This window comes from Allocoprococcus comes, assembly GCF_013300725.1.
Lineage (GTDB): Bacteria > Bacillota > Clostridia > Lachnospirales > Lachnospiraceae > Allocoprococcus > Allocoprococcus comes_A.
In genome coordinates, this window is record NZ_JAAIMM010000002.1 from 73,064 (window position 1) to 91,603 (window position 18,540).

Annotated in this window: 16 protein-coding genes and 1 pseudogene; 15 read left to right on the forward strand and 2 right to left on the reverse strand. The window is 39.9% G+C overall.

Annotation, left to right across the window (positions count from 1 at the left end; translation table 11 throughout):
* The first annotated feature begins 6 nt into the window (after positions 1-6).
* From dcm to G4407_RS01670, 12 genes and pseudogenes are all read left to right on the forward strand, one after another.
* Positions 7-1,266 (forward strand): DNA (cytosine-5-)-methyltransferase, encoded by a 1,260-nt coding sequence (dcm, locus tag G4407_RS01615; RefSeq protein ID WP_243868741.1) that lies wholly within the window; start codon positions 7-9, stop codon positions 1,264-1,266.
* Entirely contained in the window at positions 1,263-2,018 is a 756-nt protein-coding gene (locus tag G4407_RS01620; protein WP_173687516.1) for an HNH endonuclease, read from the forward strand. Before dcm ends, G4407_RS01620 begins: the two co-directional genes overlap by 4 nt.
* A gap of 2 nt (positions 2,019-2,020) precedes the next feature.
* The gene (locus tag G4407_RS01625; RefSeq protein WP_012741086.1) at positions 2,021-2,230 is read left to right on the forward strand and encodes a helix-turn-helix domain-containing protein; all 210 of its coding nucleotides are present in this window, start codon (positions 2,021-2,023) and stop codon (positions 2,228-2,230) included.
* 13 nt (positions 2,231-2,243) lie between these two features.
* Positions 2,244-2,687, forward strand: coding sequence for a very short patch repair endonuclease (locus tag G4407_RS01630; protein ID WP_173687517.1), 444 nt, complete (start codon positions 2,244-2,246; stop codon positions 2,685-2,687).
* A gap of 52 nt (positions 2,688-2,739) precedes the next feature.
* Complete coding sequence (locus G4407_RS01635; protein ID WP_173687518.1) at positions 2,740-3,717, forward strand: Abi family protein; 978 nt, start codon at positions 2,740-2,742, stop codon at positions 3,715-3,717.
* 887 nt (positions 3,718-4,604) lie between these two features.
* Positions 4,605-4,763 (forward strand): hypothetical protein, encoded by a 159-nt coding sequence (locus G4407_RS01640; RefSeq protein WP_156331049.1) that lies wholly within the window; start codon positions 4,605-4,607, stop codon positions 4,761-4,763.
* Positions 4,764-4,787: 24 nt separating this feature from the next.
* Positions 4,788-6,974: pseudogene (locus tag G4407_RS16990) on the forward strand (DUF3427 domain-containing protein); the annotation flags it as partial.
* Between the two features lie 44 nt (positions 6,975-7,018).
* Positions 7,019-7,417 (forward strand): (deoxy)nucleoside triphosphate pyrophosphohydrolase, encoded by a 399-nt coding sequence (locus G4407_RS01650; RefSeq protein ID WP_173687519.1) that lies wholly within the window; start codon positions 7,019-7,021, stop codon positions 7,415-7,417.
* A 2-nt stretch (positions 7,418-7,419) separates the two neighbouring features.
* Positions 7,420-8,439, forward strand: a complete 1,020-nt coding sequence (locus tag G4407_RS01655) for an O-acetyl-ADP-ribose deacetylase (RefSeq protein WP_173687520.1) — start codon at positions 7,420-7,422, stop codon at positions 8,437-8,439.
* 93 nt (positions 8,440-8,532) lie between these two features.
* A complete protein-coding gene (locus G4407_RS01660) occupies positions 8,533-9,192 on the forward strand; it encodes a vWA domain-containing protein (protein WP_173687521.1) in 660 nt (219 codons plus the stop codon).
* Between the two features lie 70 nt (positions 9,193-9,262).
* Entirely contained in the window at positions 9,263-9,433 is a 171-nt protein-coding gene (locus G4407_RS16995; RefSeq protein WP_173687522.1) for an alpha/beta hydrolase, read from the forward strand.
* A gap of 95 nt (positions 9,434-9,528) precedes the next feature.
* Positions 9,529-11,220: an AAA family ATPase gene (locus tag G4407_RS01670; RefSeq protein ID WP_173687523.1), complete on the forward strand. Its 1,692-nt coding sequence runs from the start codon at positions 9,529-9,531 to the stop codon at positions 11,218-11,220.
* A 180-nt stretch (positions 11,221-11,400) separates the two neighbouring features.
* On the opposite strand, the gene G4407_RS01675 is transcribed toward G4407_RS01670, so the two are convergent.
* Positions 11,401-13,287, reverse strand: a complete 1,887-nt coding sequence (locus G4407_RS01675) for an ATP-binding response regulator (protein WP_173687524.1) — start codon at positions 13,285-13,287, stop codon at positions 11,401-11,403.
* Positions 13,288-13,400: 113 nt separating this feature from the next.
* Here G4407_RS01675 and G4407_RS01680 point away from each other — a divergent pair, with 113 nt between their 5' ends.
* Entirely contained in the window at positions 13,401-14,288 is an 888-nt protein-coding gene (locus G4407_RS01680; RefSeq protein ID WP_173687525.1) for a NifB/NifX family molybdenum-iron cluster-binding protein, read from the forward strand.
* A gap of 209 nt (positions 14,289-14,497) precedes the next feature.
* Positions 14,498-16,030, forward strand: a complete 1,533-nt coding sequence (locus G4407_RS01685) for a hypothetical protein (protein WP_173687526.1) — start codon at positions 14,498-14,500, stop codon at positions 16,028-16,030.
* A gap of 68 nt (positions 16,031-16,098) precedes the next feature.
* On the opposite strand, the gene G4407_RS01690 is transcribed toward G4407_RS01685, so the two are convergent.
* Positions 16,099-16,956 (reverse strand): LysR family transcriptional regulator, encoded by an 858-nt coding sequence (locus G4407_RS01690; protein WP_173687527.1) that lies wholly within the window; start codon positions 16,954-16,956, stop codon positions 16,099-16,101.
* A 152-nt stretch (positions 16,957-17,108) separates the two neighbouring features.
* Here G4407_RS01690 and G4407_RS01695 point away from each other — a divergent pair, with 152 nt between their 5' ends.
* Positions 17,109-18,503, forward strand: coding sequence for an MATE family efflux transporter (locus G4407_RS01695; RefSeq protein WP_173687528.1), 1,395 nt, complete (start codon positions 17,109-17,111; stop codon positions 18,501-18,503).
* Positions 18,504-18,540: the final 37 nt, after the last annotated feature.

The window sequence follows — 18,540 nt, forward strand, 5'->3', positions numbered from 1 at the left end:
AAAGAAATGTTTAGAGTAATTGAAACCTTTAGTGGAATTGGCAGTCAGGCAAAAGCATTAACCAGGATAGGAAAACCTTTTGAAATTGTAAATACTGCAGATTGGGATATTAACGCAATACTGGCATATTGTCTGATACATAAAGGCAAAATTGATATTAATAAATATGCAGGAATTTCAGATGAAGATGTTATAAATTTTTTAAAAGGTTTATCGCTGAGTTCTGATGGAAAGAAACCTATGAGTGATGAGGCGTTCAGGCGAATGCCAATGCATTTGAAACGAAGATTGTATGTAGCAATAAAAGAAACAAGAAACATGGTAAGTATTACGGATGTTATGGGAAGTGATATACCTGACAATATTGATTTATTCACATATTCATTTCCTTGCCAGGATTTATCATTATGTGGATGTTGGCATGGAAATAAAAGTGGAATAGCAAGGGATGCACATAATCGTTCTGGTATGCTTTGGGAAGTTGAACGTATATTGCTTGAAATGAATGAAATGGGAAAAGAATTACCTCGTTTTCTGCTTATGGAAAACGTGACCAATATTCTGTCAAAACCACATGCTGCAGATTTTGGTGATTGGAAGGCAACTTTAGAAAATCTGGGATATTATAATAAAATATATAGGCTTAATGCTCAAAATTTTGGTATTCCTCAAAAAAGAGAAAGAGCATATATGATCAGTATATTGTGCAAAAATAATGCAGAAACAATAGAACAGGTAGAAAAGTACTTTGAAGAACATAATTTGGAAAAGGATGAGGCAACACATTTAAAGCAAAGAGATTTAAGGTTAAAAGACATTCTTTGTTTAGATTACGATAATGTTCCCCAATATAAGGAAGAAGCTGATGCAAGTAAACCTAATGATACGCCTTCCAGAAGAAAAATATGGGAAGATAATGAATTGCTGTATGATGGAAAAGAGATTAGGGACATAGTTGTTAATACAGTAACGACAAAGCAAGACCGTAATCCTAATTCTGGATTGATTATTTATAAGAATCGGGCAAGAGGAAAGACAAAATGGCGATATCTGACTCCAAGAGAGTGTTTTAAGTTGATGGGGTTTGATGAATCGGATTTTGACAGGATAATCAGTGACAATCCTATGGTAACAAAGAACAGATATTTGTATTCAACAGAGAAGCTTATTAAACTGGCAGGTAATAGTATCGTGGTTGATGTTTTGGAAGCTATTTTCCGACAGATAATGGATATTAATGAGAAGATTTTAGGTGAAAGAAAATGACAATAAATCAGAAAAAGTCACTAGTGGCATTTTATATTTCAAAGTTCAATGATGATGCATTTCGTGAATTGGGATATGGTGGACCGGTGTCAAAAGCGATGGATGACTTATCCGTACGAATTACTGGTCCGGGTGTTGCACCTAATGCTTATTTAAGACGAAGACGGGATGAATTTGATGTGTTTTTTGATAATGGAAGAGCTGGACAATGTAACAGAAAACCAACAGCGACTGTAACAGAACTTTATGAGCAATGGGATGTAATGGAGTTTGAAGAAATAACAGAAATTGTGAAATCAGTTTTGGATGGAACAATGGAAGAAACTCAGGTGATAAATTTAGATGTTGATGGAGAAAAAGTTTCAGAATATGATGTTGAACAGTATTTAAACTTTGATGATAATACAGCAGCATTAAATAAGACGGTAAAATCTGTGATAGAACGTACCTATTCTAAAAAGAAAGTAGATATGTTAAAGCGTCTATATGCGTATAGATGTCAGATATGTGGTCAAAATGTTGGTGAAGAACATGGCGTTAATATTGCGGAAGCTCATCATATTAAGTATTTTTCAAAGAGTGTTGATAATTCATCAGATAATCTTCTTATATTGTGTCCAAATCATCATAGTCTGATTCATGCATTAAATCCAGAATTTGATTATGATGAATTGCAGTATATCTATCCGGACGGAACGATTGATAAAATTGTATTGGATTTGCATTTGACCCGTGGTAAGGAGGAAGAATAAAAATGACAATATCTGAGCAAATAAAAGTATTATGTGTTAGACAGAAAATAAGTCTGGCAGAGTTGGCAAGGAGATTGGGAACAACACCTCAAAATTTTAATGCAAAACTGAAAAGAGAAAGTTTTACTGTGGCAGAGCTGGAGGATATAGCAGAAGCTGCGGGTGTTACTTTTGAAAGAAGTTTTGTGTTGGATGATGGAGATACAGTATAAGAAGGTGATATATATGGCGGATGTTTTGACTAAAGAACAACGGCATAAAAACATGAAAAATATCCATGGAAAAGATACTAAAATTGAAATTATCCTTAGAAAAGCTTTATGGGCAAAAGGTTATCGGTACCGGAAGAATTATAAAAAGTTACCGGGAAATCCGGATATTGTGCTGACAAAATATAAGATAGCAATTTTCTGTGACGGAGAATTTTTCCATGGAAAGGACTGGGAAGTATTAAAACCAAGGCTGGAGAAGAGCAATAATAGTGAGTTTTGGATAAGCAAGATATCTCGCAACAGAGAGAGGGATGACGAAGTAAACAAGAGATTATTATTTGAAGGATGGACGGTTATCCGCTTTTGGGGTGATGATATTAAGAAGCACACGGATGAGTGCGTGAAGGTTGTGGAAGAAGCAATACAGGATATGGTACTTGAGGATATGGAATTGTAAATGGTAATAGTAGTATATAAATGAAACAGATAGTTTGGTGAGTGGGGCGAAGATGAATAGAACAGATAAACCAAAGATGACATCAAAAGCATTAGTAGATAAATTACGTGATGAAAAGGGTGTCTCATTCAAATATGTAACAGAAGATAATGCAGAAAAATATTTAGCGCAAATAAATAATTATTTGCGTACTGCGTCATATAGAAAAAATTATCAGAAATACTTAAATGGTCCGTCAAAAGGAAAATACATTGATTTAGATTTTGCATATTTACAGGAATTGTCGACGGTGGATATGCATCTGAGAAATTTGGTTACAAAGATGTGCATTGATATTGAACATGATCTAAAGGTGTTACTTTTGGAGAATCTTGAAAATGATTCCGGGGAAGATGGTTATGATATAGTTGATAATTTTTTGAGTAATAATCCATATATTGTTGGTAAAATAGAAGCTGCAAGTTCATCTCCATTTACCGGGAACCTAATCAATAAGTATTTTACGGTACATAGAGTATATAATGCCCAGAAAGGAAAAACGGAAAATAGAATAACAGCATTTGACTGTCCGGCCTGGGTATTGATGGAATTATTGAGTTTTGGAGATTTCATTCGTTTTTATGAATATTATTATGGATTGAAGGGTGGTATGCCAGTTGATATATCTATGATTAATCTGGTAAAGAGTTTAAGAAATGGATGTGCACATAATAATTGTATCATTGCGGATTTGAATCCGGGAAGTTCTATAGCACCGGCAGCCATATATCGAATAATCAAGACAATGCCAGATATAAATAAAAATCAGAGGCAAAAGAAATTGTCCTGTCGTGCGGTTTTAGAGTTCGTTAGTATGCTTTGTGTATATGATATGGTCGTATCCGAAAAAGTAAAAAAACACCGAATTAATGAGCTTAAGCGATTGTTTGATGTTCGTATTAGAGAAAAAAAGGGATTTTTCCAAAAGAATCAGCTGATAACAAGTACTTTTGATTTTGTTTACAAAGTTATAAAAAATTTGTTTGGATAAATTTGGACAAGTAGATTTTAGGAAAAGTATTGACTTTTTCAAAAAAACTACATATACTATGAATAGAATCATAAAACACTTATGTGTTTTTGTAAGGGCGGCGTTGCGACGGCGCTCTATTTTTTTGTTTAAATGCAAGCACTAAAAGCACCAAATCCCGGTGCAAATTTCCCCAAAAAACACCACCCCTGTCCATAGACAAACACAAAACCCCATCGTATAATGAACACACGGTTTGCAAATTTCATACTCTGCAGAAGTGTACAATTACTGGCCGTAGCAGTATGATATTTTGCGGAAATCAGAAAAAGGTCAAAAATTGGCGCTTTTTAGAAAAAATAAACCATGATAGTCCCTTGTGGACGGCACAGGATTGGTTTATCCTATATCCAGGCTTGAGACAAGCCAATGAGAAAATGAAAATTGACAACTGAATAGCAGTTACAGATTTGAGTAAAATTACGGATCATATACCCGCAGGATGAAAGTCACAGTTATCATATTAGTAGGCTGATGGATTGAGAGATGAAGGCTGAGAGGCTGGACGGAAGTCTGGGCAATGCGGGAGCAGGTATGTTGCGTAAGGATAATAACCCATGAGGGGCGAGAAGATCGTCCCGATCCCCGCAATGCAGGTAGGGGAGATAGTGCTTCTCCAGAATGGAGGAGGGCGTCGTGAACACAGCTAGTGGCTCGTCTGTAATTCCCGGAGGTGAGTACACCTTTACGTATACGGGGCGATGAGGGGTCAGGAAGACCGGCGTATACCTTCATAGGACGTTAAGAGAAGTCCAAAACAGAATTAGTGATAATCAGAATCGTTATCCATAGTTTATGCATTTTCGAATGAGCTATGGGTAGCGATTTTTTTAATGGAGGTAACTCAGATGGAGGAAAAAATAGATATTAAAGCAAAAACAATTAAGGTGGATACGGGTAAAGGAAATGCCATAAAAGTAACCATGTCATATGGTGAACAATCAACGCTGGAAGAGTTGTTGATAGCATATCTGGGACAGGAAATAGCAGGCGACAGTGCAGCATAATAGCGGCTACCCGATGATGCATAAGGTACTGGAAAAACATACGCCTCTGCATTTGCAACGCGTGAATTAGGCTTTAAACGTGTTCTCTTTTTGGTACATCGGAATCAAATTGCAAAGCAGGCAATGAAATCCTATCGTAAGGTATTTAATGGAACAGTATCTATGGGAATGGTTACTGGGAAACAACAGGATTATGATGCAGATTTTGTTTTCGGAACCATCCAGACAATCAGCAAAGAAGAAACTTTGAAACACTATGAGCGGGATCACTGGGACTTGATTATTATTGATGAAGCTCACCACAGTTCTGCTGCCAGTTACAAACGCATCATGGACTATTTTACCCCTCGTCTCTGGCTTGGAATGACTGCCACACCGGATAAACGAGATGACAATCTGGAAGGCAGAAATATTTATGAGATTTTCAATCATCAGATTGCTTATGAAATCCGTTTGCAAAATGCGATGGAAGAGGATTTACTTTGTCCTTTTCACTATTTCGGCATTACGGATCTGGAAATTATCAGTGACTGTGGAAAATCATCGGAAGAAAAGATGGAAAACTTCCGGTATTTAACTTCGGATACCAGAGTCTTAAACGTTATGAAACAGGCTGAATTTTTCGGGTACAGTGGAGAACGTGTCAAAGGACTTATTTTCTGCAGCCGGATTGATGAAGCAAAAGAATTATCTGCCAAATTCAATGAAAAAGGGTGGCGGACGCTTGTTCTCAGCGGAAGTGACTCAGAATCAGTACGTGAAGACGCCATTGACCGCCTTACGGGAGATGACAACCAAAATGCATTAGACTATGTCATTTCTGTGGATATATTTTCTGAAGGTGTGGACGCACCAGAGATCAATCAGGTGATCATGCTACGTCCAACTGAATCACCGATTGTATTTATCCAACAGCTAGGACGTGGTCTCCGAAAAGCAGAAGGGAAAGAATATGTGGTTGTATTGGATTTCATTGGAAATTATCGGAATAATTTTATGATTCCAATTGCCCTGTCCGGCGATCGCAGCTACAATAAAGATAATATCCGCCGTTACATCACAGAAGGTGGCAGGGTAATTCCTGGCGCAAGCACGATCCATTTTGATGCGATTTCCAGAAAACGAATTTTCCAGGCGATTGATAATGCAAATTTCAGCGATATCAAGTTAATCCGCGAAAATTATACAAACCTGAAAAATAAACTTGGACATATTCCTGCGCTTGCTGATTTTGATAAATATGGTGAGATGGATGTTTTGAGAATCTTTGATAATAACAGTCTGGGGTCTTATTATAAATTCCTTGTGAAATATGAGAAAGAATATAAAATCCGTTTATCTGCTGATGAAGAGAAAGTAATTGAGTTTGTTTCAAAGAAACTGGCAAGTGGTAAACGAATCCATGAACTGGAATTGCTGAAACGTTCATTAAAATATCATCACGGTCTGCTTGGGCTTTTGCAGGAATCACTTTCTGAAAATTATCAGCAGTCCATGAATGAAAATTGTGCTGAGAATATCGTAAACTTGCTGACCAATCATTTTCCGACAAACGCTGCACAAAAAACTTATGCAAACTGTGTTTTCCTTGAAAAAGAAGATGGGGATTATGCCATTTCCAAGACTTTTGAAGCAATGCTGCAAAACCCGGATTTCTATCATATTTTAGAGGAATTAGTGGACTTTGGCATTTCACGATATCATGCAAACTACAGTAACCGCTATCAGAATACAGATCTGGTATTATACCAAAAATATACATATGAAGATGTCTGCCGATTGCTGAACTGGGAACGAAATGAAGTTCCTCTCAATATTGGTGGTTATAAGTTTGATAAAAAAACAAAGACTTTCCCGATTTTTATCAATTATGATAAACAGGATGATATTAGTGATACCACCAAATATGAAGATCATTTTGTAGGTTATAACTGTTTGATTGCTATTTCCAAAAGCGGAAGAACTCTTGTTTCAGAAGATGTACAGAATTTTCTGCATGCGAAAGAACGTGGCATTGATGTTCAGCTTTTTGTGAGAAAGAATAAAGATGATAAGATTTCCAAAGAATTTTATTATCTTGGACGCGTGAATGCGACCGGGCAGGTAAAGGAATTCGTGATGCCGAATACGGATAAGACAGCAGTGGAGATCGAATGGATTCTGGATACACCGGTGAGAGAAGATATTTATGAATATATTGTAAATGGATAAAACGAAAACACTTTAACACTACTATACAACAGGAGATAACTACCATGAAAACAATCAGAGTTGTTGCAGCAATCATTCTTGCTGACAATAAAATATTTGCAACCCAGCGAGGCTATGGAGAATTTAAAGACGGCTGGGAATTCCCCGGTGGAAAGATAGAACCAGATGAAACGCCAGAACATGCCATCATAAGAGAAATTAAAGAGGAATTAGATACAGAAATCGAGGTCATTCAGTTACTTGACACCGTAGAATATGACTACCCAAAATTCCACTTATCGATGGATTGTTTTATCTGTCATATAAAATCCGGTGATCTGGTCCTGAAAGAGCATGAAGCTGCCAAATGGCTCACAAAAGAGACACTTTATAGCGTGGACTGGCTTCCGGCGGATCAGGCACTGATTGGAAAGATTGAAAAATATTTAGAGGAGCATGCCTAACTATGCCATTACAAATCGTCAGAAATGATATCACCAAAATGTCCGTAGATGCCATCGTCAATGCCGCGAATTCCTCCCTGCTTGGCGGCGGTGGAGTCGATGGCTGCATTCACCGCGCCGCAGGACCAAAGCTTTTACAGGAATGCCGCACTTTAGGCGGCTGTCAGACCGGATATGCGAAGATTACAAACGCGTATGATCTGCCTTGTAATTATGTCATTCACGCAGTAGGTCCTATATGGAGAGGCGGACAGTTTCATGAACGGGAGCTGCTTACTTCCTGCTATGAAAAATCTTTAGCACTTGCCAAAGAAAAACATTGCGAAAGCATTGCATTTCCACTGATTTCTTCCGGAATTTACGGCTATCCGAAGGACCAGGCACTGAAAATTGCGATCGACACGATCAGTGCATTTCTTATGGAAAATGATATGATGGTCTACATCGTTATTTTCGATAAAGCAGCTTATCAGATCAGCAGCAAACTGTTTTCTGATGTTGCTGCGTATATTGACGATCATTATGTGGAAACACACATTGATAGAAAATCCGAAGCACTGAGACGCCAGAAGCAGTTCCGGGAAATGGATTTCTGCGAAAGTGCAAGTGTGTCATCATTGCCACAACAGTCCATTGCACCATTAAACAAAAGCATGACACTGGAAGATGCCTTGCAGCAAATGGATGAAAGCTTTTCCGAAATGCTGATCCGGAAGATTGATGAAAGTGGAATGACCGATTCTCAGTGTTATAAGAAAGCTAATATTGATCGGAAACTATTTTCCAAGATTAAGAATGACAAGTATTATAAGCCATCAAAGCCAACGGTTCTTGCATTTGCGCTGGCACTTGAGCTGTCGCTTGTGGAAATCCAGGATATGCTGATGAAAGCAGGCTTTGCCTTATCGCATTCCAGTAAATTTGATGTGATCGTTGAATATTTTATTTTGAAGCAAAATTATAATATTTACGAAATCAATGAAGCGCTGTTTGCCTTTGATCAGAATCTGATCGGAGGCTAAAAAGTGTCGCTTTCCATGCGACCATTTCTCCTGAAAATGGCTGTATCTTATAGTTACAGACAAAAACAAGCCATTACTTAGGAGGAATTTATCATGAGAAAAAATCTGACAGAAGTTGTATTTATTTTAGATCGCAGCGGTTCCATGAGCGGACTGGAAACAGACACCATAGGTGGATTTAATTCTATGATCCAAAAGCAGAAAATGGAAGCCGGACAGGCTCTGATTTCTACCGTTCTTTTTAACAATTACAGCAAGGTACTGTATGACAGAGCCGATGTGCAGAAAATCCCACAAATGACAGAAGCCGATTTTTTTGTGCACGGCTGCACGGCACTGCTGGACGCAATCGGCGGTGCCATCCATCACATTGGAAATGTCCACAAATACGCACGTCCGGAAGATGTACCGGAGCATACCATCTTTATTATCATGACCGATGGTATGGAAAATGCAAGCCATATTTACAGCAGTGATAAGGTAAAGCAAATGATTGAACGACAGAAAGAAAAATATGGCTGGGAATTTCTCTTTCTCGGCGCAAATATTGATGCGATTGAAACAGCCGGTCATTTTGGAATTGACGCAGATAAAGCTGCCAATTATCAGTGTGACGGCGAAGGAACTGCACTGAATTATGAAGTATTAAATGATGCCATATCTGCGGTCCGGTGTAATGCAGCACTTGATTCCAATTGGAAGAAGCGCATTGATAAAGATTACGAAAAGCGTAGACAGCACACTCGTGTATAGAGTGTATACCGATGAAAGCAGATGAACATATCCAGGCGCAAAAGTAGACACAGCTGCTTACGCACGACTGATGCGAAGGCTTGCGAGTTTCGCAACAAAGCATACAAATCAGATAGACGGACTGCTGCTCCTTGCTTCTTATACAACAAAAGATTTATCCGATACGGATCTTTCGGTTGTGACAGTATATGGAAGTGAAGACGGCGTGCTGAACCGGGAATTTTACTTGGATAGGAAATAGAAAGCGAAAAAATAGTAATTGCGAAAAAATCTGACCTGCGATACTATTATAATAACACGATAATCATTCCATATTTTAGGAAGGCAGAATCATTTATGGTAAAAAAGAAAAAACTGCCAATTGGCATCGAAAGCTTTGAAGAGCTTCGGAAAGAAGATTTTTATTACGTCGATAAAACAAAACTAATCGAACAGGTTTTAAATAAATGTGGAAAAGCAAATCTGTTTACCCGCCCACGCCGCTTTGGAAAATCATTAAACATGAGTATGCTTCGGCATTTCTTTGAAATTGGAGCAGATCCTGCATTATTTGAAGGGCTTTATATTTCTGAAAATCCGGCACTTTGTGAAGCATATATGGGGAAATTTCCGGTTGTATCGATCAGTTTGAAAGGGATCAATGCCAGTTCCTTTGATGGAGCCTGCAGATTACTGAGCAAGGTTATTAATGAAGAATGCAGACGTCTTGGATTTCTGGAAGAAAGTCCAAATCTTACAGAAAATGAAAAAACTATCTTTCGCGAGCTACTGAAAAATAATTTAAGTGAAGATACATTGGCTTACAGCCTCAGAGAACTGACAGAACTTCTGGAAAAGCATTACCAACAAAAGGTTATCGTTCTTATTGATGAATATGATGTCCCACTTGCCAAAGCAAATGAACAGGGGTATTACGATGAGATAACACTTCTCATCCGGAATCTTTTTGAAAATGCATTAAAAACAAATGACAGTCTCAAATTTGCAGTTCTTACAGGTTGTCTTCGTGTTGCAAAAGAAAGCATTTTTACAGGACTAAATAACTTCAAAGTATTTCCTGTTACTAAAGTAATGTTTGATGAATGCTTTGGTTTCACGGATGCAGAAGTAAAAGAGATGCTTCACTATTATCAGCAGGATGAACTGTACGATACCGTAAAAGAATGGTACGATGGATACCGTTTTGGAAATGTAGACGTCTATTGCCCATGGGATGTCATTAATTACTGTGACGAACATTTGGATGATCCTTCTGCAAAGCCAAGAAATTATTGGTCAAATACAAGTGGAAATGATATTATCCAGCATTTTATCACAGATATCTATAGTGGAAAGGATACCGCAAAAGCAGAATTGGAGCGTCTGGTAAATGGAGAATCCATTCAAAAAGAAATCAGCGAAGAATTGACCTATAAAGAATTATATACGTCTATTGAAAATATCTGGAGTACACTTTTCATGACCGGATATCTGACGCAGAGAGGGGAAGCGGAAGATAACCGCTATAATCTCGTCATTCCGAACCGGGAAATTCGGAATATTATGACCGAGCATATTATGAAAATGTTCAAATCGGATGTTTCAAAAGATGGTGCAATGGTTGATTCTTTCTGTAATGCACTTTCCGATGGAAAACCAGAAGTAATCGAAACGCTGTTTACCGAATATATGAAAAAAACAATCAACGTCCGGGATACCTTTGTCAGAAAGCCGATAAAAGAAAATTTTTATCATGGTATTTTATTAGGCATTCTGTGTTTCAAAGGTGGATGGATTGTCAAGTCAAACAAAGAAGCTGGAAATGGTTTTAGTGATATCCTGATCTGGATTGATAATTTGAGCCTTGGCATTGTGATTGAAATAAAATATGCAGAAGTTGATTCTTTGGAAGATGAGTGCAAAGAAGCACTCAAGCAAATCCAAGATAAACATTATACCAATGTATTTGATGAAGATGATATTCACACCATATTAAAATATGGAATTGCCTGCAATCGTAAAAAATGCAGGGTTTTGATGGAAAAATGACATATTTTTATAAATGCCTCAAAACATGGCGCAGTGCAAAATAGCAGTTCCTCTGCTACAATGTCTACATCATAATTTGAGGCATTTTTTATGCCGCTTTTTTAACCGACGACATTCCGGAAGTTCTTCTTTCTGATCATGGAAGATGTCTATCTAAGATTTCAGAATGTTCCAGGTATTTTATCCCATCACTTTCCCAATCACTTTCATCATCTCATCTACCCGGAACGGCTTCGTAATAAACCCGTCCATTCCGGCATCCAATGCATGTTTCCGGTCTTCTTCAAATGCATTTGCAGTCATGGCAACGATCGGGATCTGTGCTTTCTGCGCATCTGCCATCTGGCGGATCTTCCGTGTGGCTTCGTATCCATTCATCCGCGGCATCTGCACATCCATCAGGATAAACTGATAGGTACCTGCTGCTTTATCCTGGATTTCTTTCACGCAGGCGCATCCATCCGGAACCCAGGTTACAAGAACCTCTTTGTTTTTTAGAACTTCCATCGCAATTTCTGCATTTAACTCATTATCCTCAACCAGCAGCACATGTATTCCGGTCAGATCGAATTTGTGTTCCCTTGCTTTATCTGACGGATGCAACTGATTTTCCGTTGCAATCCGAAGTGGAAGTGTAATCTGGATCCTGGTTCCCTGACCAGATTTGCTGTAAATATTTACCTCACCATTCATCAGATTCACCAGCTTCTTGACAATTGCAAGTCCAAGTCCCGTACCTTCCGTTTTACTTTCAGTCGAAGTCCTTTCTCTTTCAAATGCCTCAAATGCATGCTTCTGAAATTCTTCTGTCATTCCGATTCCGGTATCCTTTACCGTGAACTGATATTCACCCAGCCCAGGAGCAATCATTCGTTCTGTAGTACTAAATACGATTGTTCCTCTCTCCGGGGTAAACTTAACTGCATTGTTTAATACATTTACCAGAATCTGTTGCAGCTTTGTCGCATCACACCATACCAGACGATTTTCTATATGGCTTTCAACCCTGAAATCTATTTTCCCTTTATTGATACTGTATTCCAGCATCATTTCCAGCTTTTCTGTCATCTGTTCCAGATCCGTTACCGTCTCCACAACTTCTGCCTTGCCACTCTCAATCTTGGACAGATCCAGCACATCATTGATAATCTTCAGAAGGACATCGCCCGATGCCTGGATTTTCGTAACAGCATTTCTGACAACGACCTCATCATCCGGGTGCTTCGCTATGATATCAGCAAATCCTATGATTGCATTCATCGGAGTACGGATATCATGGGACATATTTGCAAGGAAGGTATTCTTGACCGCACTGGCCGCTTTCGCTTTCCTGGTCGATTCCTTTTCCAGTTCTAATGCATTGGAAAGTTTTTCCCTGTGCTCCGATTCCAGCTGATTCTGCTGGTGCTCGACCATGAACAGGTAGGATAGCAGTGCGCCGATGACCAGACAGTACGGCTGAAACGGACACACACCATAAAATGGGATCACGTAGGTATTTACCAGAATCCCAATCAGCGGAATTGCTGAGAACAGTGCCGATTTTATGAGATATTTGATTCCCCCGGTATTGTTCATAAATAAAATGCAGAATGTCTGTGCAAATGCATAAAAATAATAGAACAGGTTGAGTACGGTAAATACGCCAAAAAATGTACCACGTATATAAGTCCGGTTTCTTGAAAATCCCCATACAATTCCGGTCGGAACAGAAAGCAGCACCATCGCAGTCAGAAGAAGCAGCGGAATCATTTCTACGAATCTTCGCTTCTTCGAACTGCTGATTCCCATATAGTTCTGCATAAACAAATGCCACACATACGGCATGATCACGTAGATCAGATAAAAGAAAAATACAATCAGCTTAAACTGCAGGATACTTCCTGTCTTACTTAAGAATTCCCGCATAAACAGGGCGTCCAGTAACACGTAAAGCTCTACCACACCAATAAAGATCATCGCATATTTTTTACTCGGACTCCATGTAATATAATACCGGATCCTTAGCAGGATGATCGTCAGTATTACCATCATAAATACTGCGTTGTTCAAATAAATACTACTCATTTTCTATTCCCTTTTTTCTTTCGTTTTCTAGGATTATTGTATACTTTTTCTATGCGTTTCGCAATCCATATGTTATACTATTAAATAAAGGTATTTCAAGGAGGATTTTAGAAATGAAAATAGCAGTAACATACGAAGGCGGATCGATTTTCCAGCACTTCGGTAAGACAGAAGCTTTTAAAATGTATGAAGTAGAAGACGGCAAGATCACTTCCATGCAGATTGTTCATGCTGGTGGCGCCGGACACAGCGCACTTGCAGGCTTCCTTTCTGAGCAAGGCGCAAATGTTCTGATCTGTGGCGGGATCGGAGAAGGTGCACAGACAGCACTGAAGGAAGCTGGCATTGAAGTTATATCCGGTGCAGCAGGAGAAGTAGATGCAGCAGTCAATGCATATCTTGCAGGAGAACTGGAATCTGCCGGAACTAATTGTGACCATCATCACGAAGAAGGACATTCCTGCTGTGGACATCATGAGGAAGAAGCAGAAAAAGCTCCGGAAGAAGAACATTCCTGTGGCGGACACTGCAGTGGATGCAGCGGATGTGGCGGCGCACAAGTACCGGATTTTGAAGGTCCGAATGTGGGAAAGACCTGCCGTACTCATTACAGAGGAACCTTCGATGACGGTACCCAGTTTGATTCTTCCTATGACCGCGGAGAACCACTGGAATTCGTATGCGGAGCCGGACAGATGATCCACGGATACGACAAGGCGGTTGCAACAATGGAAGTAGGACAGACCATTAACATCCATCTGATGCCGGAAGAAGCTTATGGTATGCCGGATCCACGCGCCATTTTCACGCTGGAGATCGCACAGCTTCCGGGATCTGAAGATCTGGAAGTCGGCGCACGCGCATATCTGACCAACCAGTACGGTCAGCCATTCCCGGTAACTGTAACCGAAAAGACAGAGACCAACATCACGTTTGATGCCAACCATGAGATGGCTGGAAAAGAACTGAATTTCCAGATTGAACTGGTAGAAGTAAAATAACACATACAAACTATCATTTTCAGGCGCCCCCTTTATTTCATCGTAAAGGAGGCGCTTAAGTTATAAGACCAGAATGATACAAAAGAAGAAAGCGTACCGTCTTTTTGAAAATTAAGTAATTCATAAGACAATCCTTGTTCGGATTGTTATATACTAAGATTATATTTTTTCGGAAATCGATAATTAGACAACGGAAAGGAAATTTGCCCGTGCTAAATTTAGAATTTAAAAATTATCCATGGAAGCAGACCGTGAAAAAGAAAGCCCGCCGCGTGTTCATGCTGAGATGGATGATTGTCATTCTGGCTATCCTTGCGATCTTTTTTCTGACCTGTCAGAAACTTATCTCCAATGTCTGGACACTTCCTGCATTCCTGTGCCAGCTTCTTGCTGTTATTGAACTGGCTTTCGGGATGCAGGCTGTGGAAGCAGGCTGGAGCAGAAAAATATCAAGCAGGATGCCATTAGACGAACATTATGAGTATGCTCTTTATATGTATCATGCACAGTCAATCCGTGATCTTGCTACAAATAATCGCATGCTGTTACTGATTGCGCGTCTTGAAATCCAGCTTGGAAAATACGAGCAAGCCACACAGACCATCACACAGATTTCTACTGAAAAATGTACACCAGTCCAGTTAAAGCAGTTATATTATATGCAGATTTTGCTGGCAGCAGAAGCGGACGACACTGATGCATGGAACCAGTTTTTAACCCGTTATACCGGAATCCCGGACACAAATGGAATCTATCCATCGGAAACAGAACTGACCACCTGGATCGAACAAAACGAAATGGATCAGCTGATTTCTGCATTAAAGAAATTCACTCCCACAAGAAAAGAACATCCCCTGCGTACCTGTCTGATTACAATCATTCTGGCATACAGTACCTTTTTCTACGGTGCATGGTATGGAATTAACAAAAGCGCAGGGTATGCGATCCGTTACTATTTTGCGGAAATATCCGGTGTCTGTGTTTCCATCAGTTTGTCTTGTCTGCTGATATGGGGCATGATCTGTCTGTATAAAAAGCAAAAAAGTCTTCTGAATGGAAAAGCAGCCAGACGGATAATTGCGGTTTCTTATGCTGTGCTGACTCTTTTCTTACTTTCGTTAATCGGTTACAGCTTTTTAAATGTAAGCTTTGGCGTAGAAGGAACAGAAACCGTAACCGGTCAGGATCAGCAGTATACCTACCTTTCTGTACAGCCTGATTATGGTTATGTTACGCAGTATCGGACTGATAATTTTATTTACATGCAAAAAACAGGTTTGCTTTTACCAAATACAGATACCCTGACAGAATCTTCTGAACCTGATTCTGACCTGAATGGTTCCGAAACACAAGATAGTAGTACCACTGATTCCACCGAAAATTCTCCGGCACAGGAATCACAGAAGGCTTCACCGCTCCAGGACGAAATGCGTGCTGTTTATCAGTATATCCAGCAGAAGAATATGCTTCCAGATATGAACTTTACTTACACGGCGAATGCAAAAGGTGAAAACTATGCCATCCTCTGTGAGACAACAGAAGAGAAGGATGGCACAACAGTAAATGTCAATTACTGTCTGTATGATAACGGGTCGAAAACGGACGAAAACAATACTACCTTCGAGGAGCTGGTTCTGGAAAAGGTATATCCGGATGGTGGATATGAGACAGAACTGGTTGATTTCTATCTGGTAAATCCAGAGACTCTGGAAGTTATGGATGAACACAAATCAAGCTGGTAATTATTTTTTCTGAAATATTTATTAGAAAGAGCAGAGTCATCATTCGGATGTACCTCTGCTCTTTTGCTTTATATTATTTCATCAAATAACTTTAGAAAATCCTGCAATTCCACCGGCATCCTGCCTTTCCTCCACGCAAGAAGAATCTCAGTTGTAAGATCAGCTCCTGTGATATCATATGCTTTTAATTTATTAGAGAGTTTCAACATGGACTCTGGAAGAATTGCGATTCCGAGTCCTTTTTCTGCCATCGTCATCGCAGTCCGGGCATCCTCGCAGGCAAAATAAATATCGCAGACCAGTCCGGCACTTTCAAATGCGGCAAGCATGTATTTGCGGTAGCGGTGGGAGAGGATCAGCGGCTGTTCAGAAAGTTCCTGAAGGCTGACCGATGAATGCTGACCTTGCAGAATAGGATGATCCGGAACTGCCATCACAAGCAGCTTTTCCCTGGAAAGAGACTTGGTTTCGCAGCCGTTTAATACGATCGGTGTACGAAGTGTAGTCAGATCGATCATTCCGTTTTCCAACTGATCTTTCAGTGTAAATGTGGATCCCTCATGTACATCAAAATGAATCTGTGGATATTTTTTTGCAAAGCGTAGCAGATGTTCGGACATCATCGATACGGTGGATGGCGTGATCCCAATGTGCAAGGTGGCTGCCTGACCGGATTTAACGACCTCCTGTTTGGTCAGATCTGCAAGCATCAGAAGATTCCCGGCCTGCTCATAAAGCGTCTTTCCTGCATCTGTAAGCGTAATTTTCTTCGTTCCACGCAAGAAGAGCGGCACTTGCAACTCTTCCTCCAACATCTTCATCTGATAACTCAGTGGCGGCTGTGTCATGTGAAGTGCCCTTGCCGCACCGCTGATCGTTCCGGCATCTACGATCGCACGGAAGTATTCTAACTGTCTGATTTCCATAAAATGTATTTCCTTTCCTCATTATATAAAATGAAAAACTTATATTCTATATAAATTTTATTGAATTACCATACAAAAACAATAATTTACATATATAATATCAGATGTTATACTAGGAAAGCAAGAACAAGAAAAAAGGAATGAATTTACAAATGAAACGAGTTGATTTTGAAAATGGAACAATAACCAGCAACATTCTTGGAGCAGCACTCCCGATGCTGGTTGCCCAGATCTTAAGCTTACTTTATAACATTGTAGACCGCATCTATATTGCACGTATCCCAAATGTCGGAACTGCAGCACTTGGTGGGGTCGGTCTTTGCTTCCCGGTAATTGTTATTATTACCGCATTCAGCAATCTGTTCGGAAGCGGCGGTGCACCATTATTTTCGATTGAGCGCGGAAAAAATGAACCACAGGAAGCTAAGAAGATCATGAACACTTCTTTTTCCATGGTTTGTATCTGTGCCGTTGTCCTGATGGCCATTGGCTTTTTATTTGCCCGCCCGATTCTGGTGCTGTTTGGCGCATCAAAAGACGCCCTGGTCTATGCATACCCGTACTTGATGCTTTATCTGATTGGAACGTTGCCATCGATGATTGCAACCGGTATGAACCCGTTTATCAACGCACAAGGATATTCAACAATCGGTATGCTTTCAGTTACCATCGGAGCAGTGGCGAATCTGCTGCTTGACCCGTTATTCATTTTTGTATTTGGGCTTGGCGTGCGTGGAGCGGCAATTGCAACGGTAATTTCACAGACACTCTCTGCTGCATTTGTCTTTTTCTTTCTTACCCGAAGAGCTGAGTTGAAAATGCGGCTTCTCAAAAAAGAAGAATTTGCAGCGTGTACTGTCTATGCAAAGAATATTGTCAGCCTGGGAACTGCCGGATTTATCATGCAGCTGACAAACAGCCTGGTAACGATTGTCTGCAACAATGTACTTTCTGTCACAGGTGGAGATATCTACATTTCTGTTATGACCATCGTATCCAGTGTCAGACAGCTTGTAGAAACTCCGATTTATGCAATCAACGAAGGAACTTCGCCAATCCTGAGTTATAATTACGGTGCAAGACGCCCGTCCCGTGTGAGAAAAGCCGGTGTCATGATGGCACTTATGATCCTCGGATATACGGCAGTGATGTGGAGTATTATTATCATCGCGCCAAAAACCCTGATCGGTATTTTCAGTTCGGATGCTACGTTAATGAAAGATGCTGTTCCAGCCCTGAAGCAATATTTCGCAGCCTTTATCTGCATGGATATGCAATATATTGGTCAGACGGTCTTTAAATCCCTAAATAAGAAGAAACACGCAATCTTTTTCTCCCTGCTTCGGAAGGTATTTATTGTTGTCCCTCTGACCTACCTGATGCCGTATGCCCTGAATATGGGTACAGACGGCGTATTTCTCGCAGAACCGGTTTCTAACGTCATTGGTGGTGGATTATGCTTCATCACCATGTTACTTACCATATTGCCGGAATTAAAGCGTATGGAGCGGAAGAATACGCTCTATGAGACAGGAGTGCTCTTGTAATGCACGAATTTTGTTTGGAAATTTCTGTTAAAACGGA

Bases quoted from the DNA above. Each gene is read 5' to 3' on its own strand.
- G4407_RS01675 (WP_173687524.1), bottom strand. From the start codon at position 13,287: ATGAGTAGTATTTATTTGAACAACGCAGTATTTATGATGGTAATACTG.
- G4407_RS01660 (WP_173687521.1), top strand. From the start codon at position 8,533: ATGAGAAAAAATCTGACAGAAGTTGTATTTATTTTAGATCGCAGCGGT.
- G4407_RS01640 (WP_156331049.1), top strand. From the start codon at position 4,605: ATGGAGGAAAAAATAGATATTAAAGCAAAAACAATTAAGGTGGATACG.
- G4407_RS01690 (WP_173687527.1), bottom strand. From the start codon at position 16,956: ATGGAAATCAGACAGTTAGAATACTTCCGTGCGATCGTAGATGCCGGA.
- G4407_RS01625 (WP_012741086.1), top strand. From the start codon at position 2,021: ATGACAATATCTGAGCAAATAAAAGTATTATGTGTTAGACAGAAAATA.
- G4407_RS01680 (WP_173687525.1), top strand. From the start codon at position 13,401: ATGAAAATAGCAGTAACATACGAAGGCGGATCGATTTTCCAGCACTTC.
- G4407_RS01670 (WP_173687523.1), top strand. From the start codon at position 9,529: ATGGTAAAAAAGAAAAAACTGCCAATTGGCATCGAAAGCTTTGAAGAG.
- G4407_RS01635 (WP_173687518.1), top strand. From the start codon at position 2,740: ATGAATAGAACAGATAAACCAAAGATGACATCAAAAGCATTAGTAGAT.
- G4407_RS01620 (WP_173687516.1), top strand. From the start codon at position 1,263: ATGACAATAAATCAGAAAAAGTCACTAGTGGCATTTTATATTTCAAAG.
- G4407_RS01630 (WP_173687517.1), top strand. From the start codon at position 2,244: ATGGCGGATGTTTTGACTAAAGAACAACGGCATAAAAACATGAAAAAT.
- dcm (WP_243868741.1), top strand. From the start codon at position 7: ATGTTTAGAGTAATTGAAACCTTTAGTGGAATTGGCAGTCAGGCAAAA.
- G4407_RS01650 (WP_173687519.1), top strand. From the start codon at position 7,019: ATGAAAACAATCAGAGTTGTTGCAGCAATCATTCTTGCTGACAATAAA.
- G4407_RS01655 (WP_173687520.1), top strand. From the start codon at position 7,420: ATGCCATTACAAATCGTCAGAAATGATATCACCAAAATGTCCGTAGAT.
- G4407_RS01695 (WP_173687528.1), top strand. From the start codon at position 17,109: ATGAAACGAGTTGATTTTGAAAATGGAACAATAACCAGCAACATTCTT.
- G4407_RS16995 (WP_173687522.1), top strand. From the start codon at position 9,263: ATGCGAAGGCTTGCGAGTTTCGCAACAAAGCATACAAATCAGATAGAC.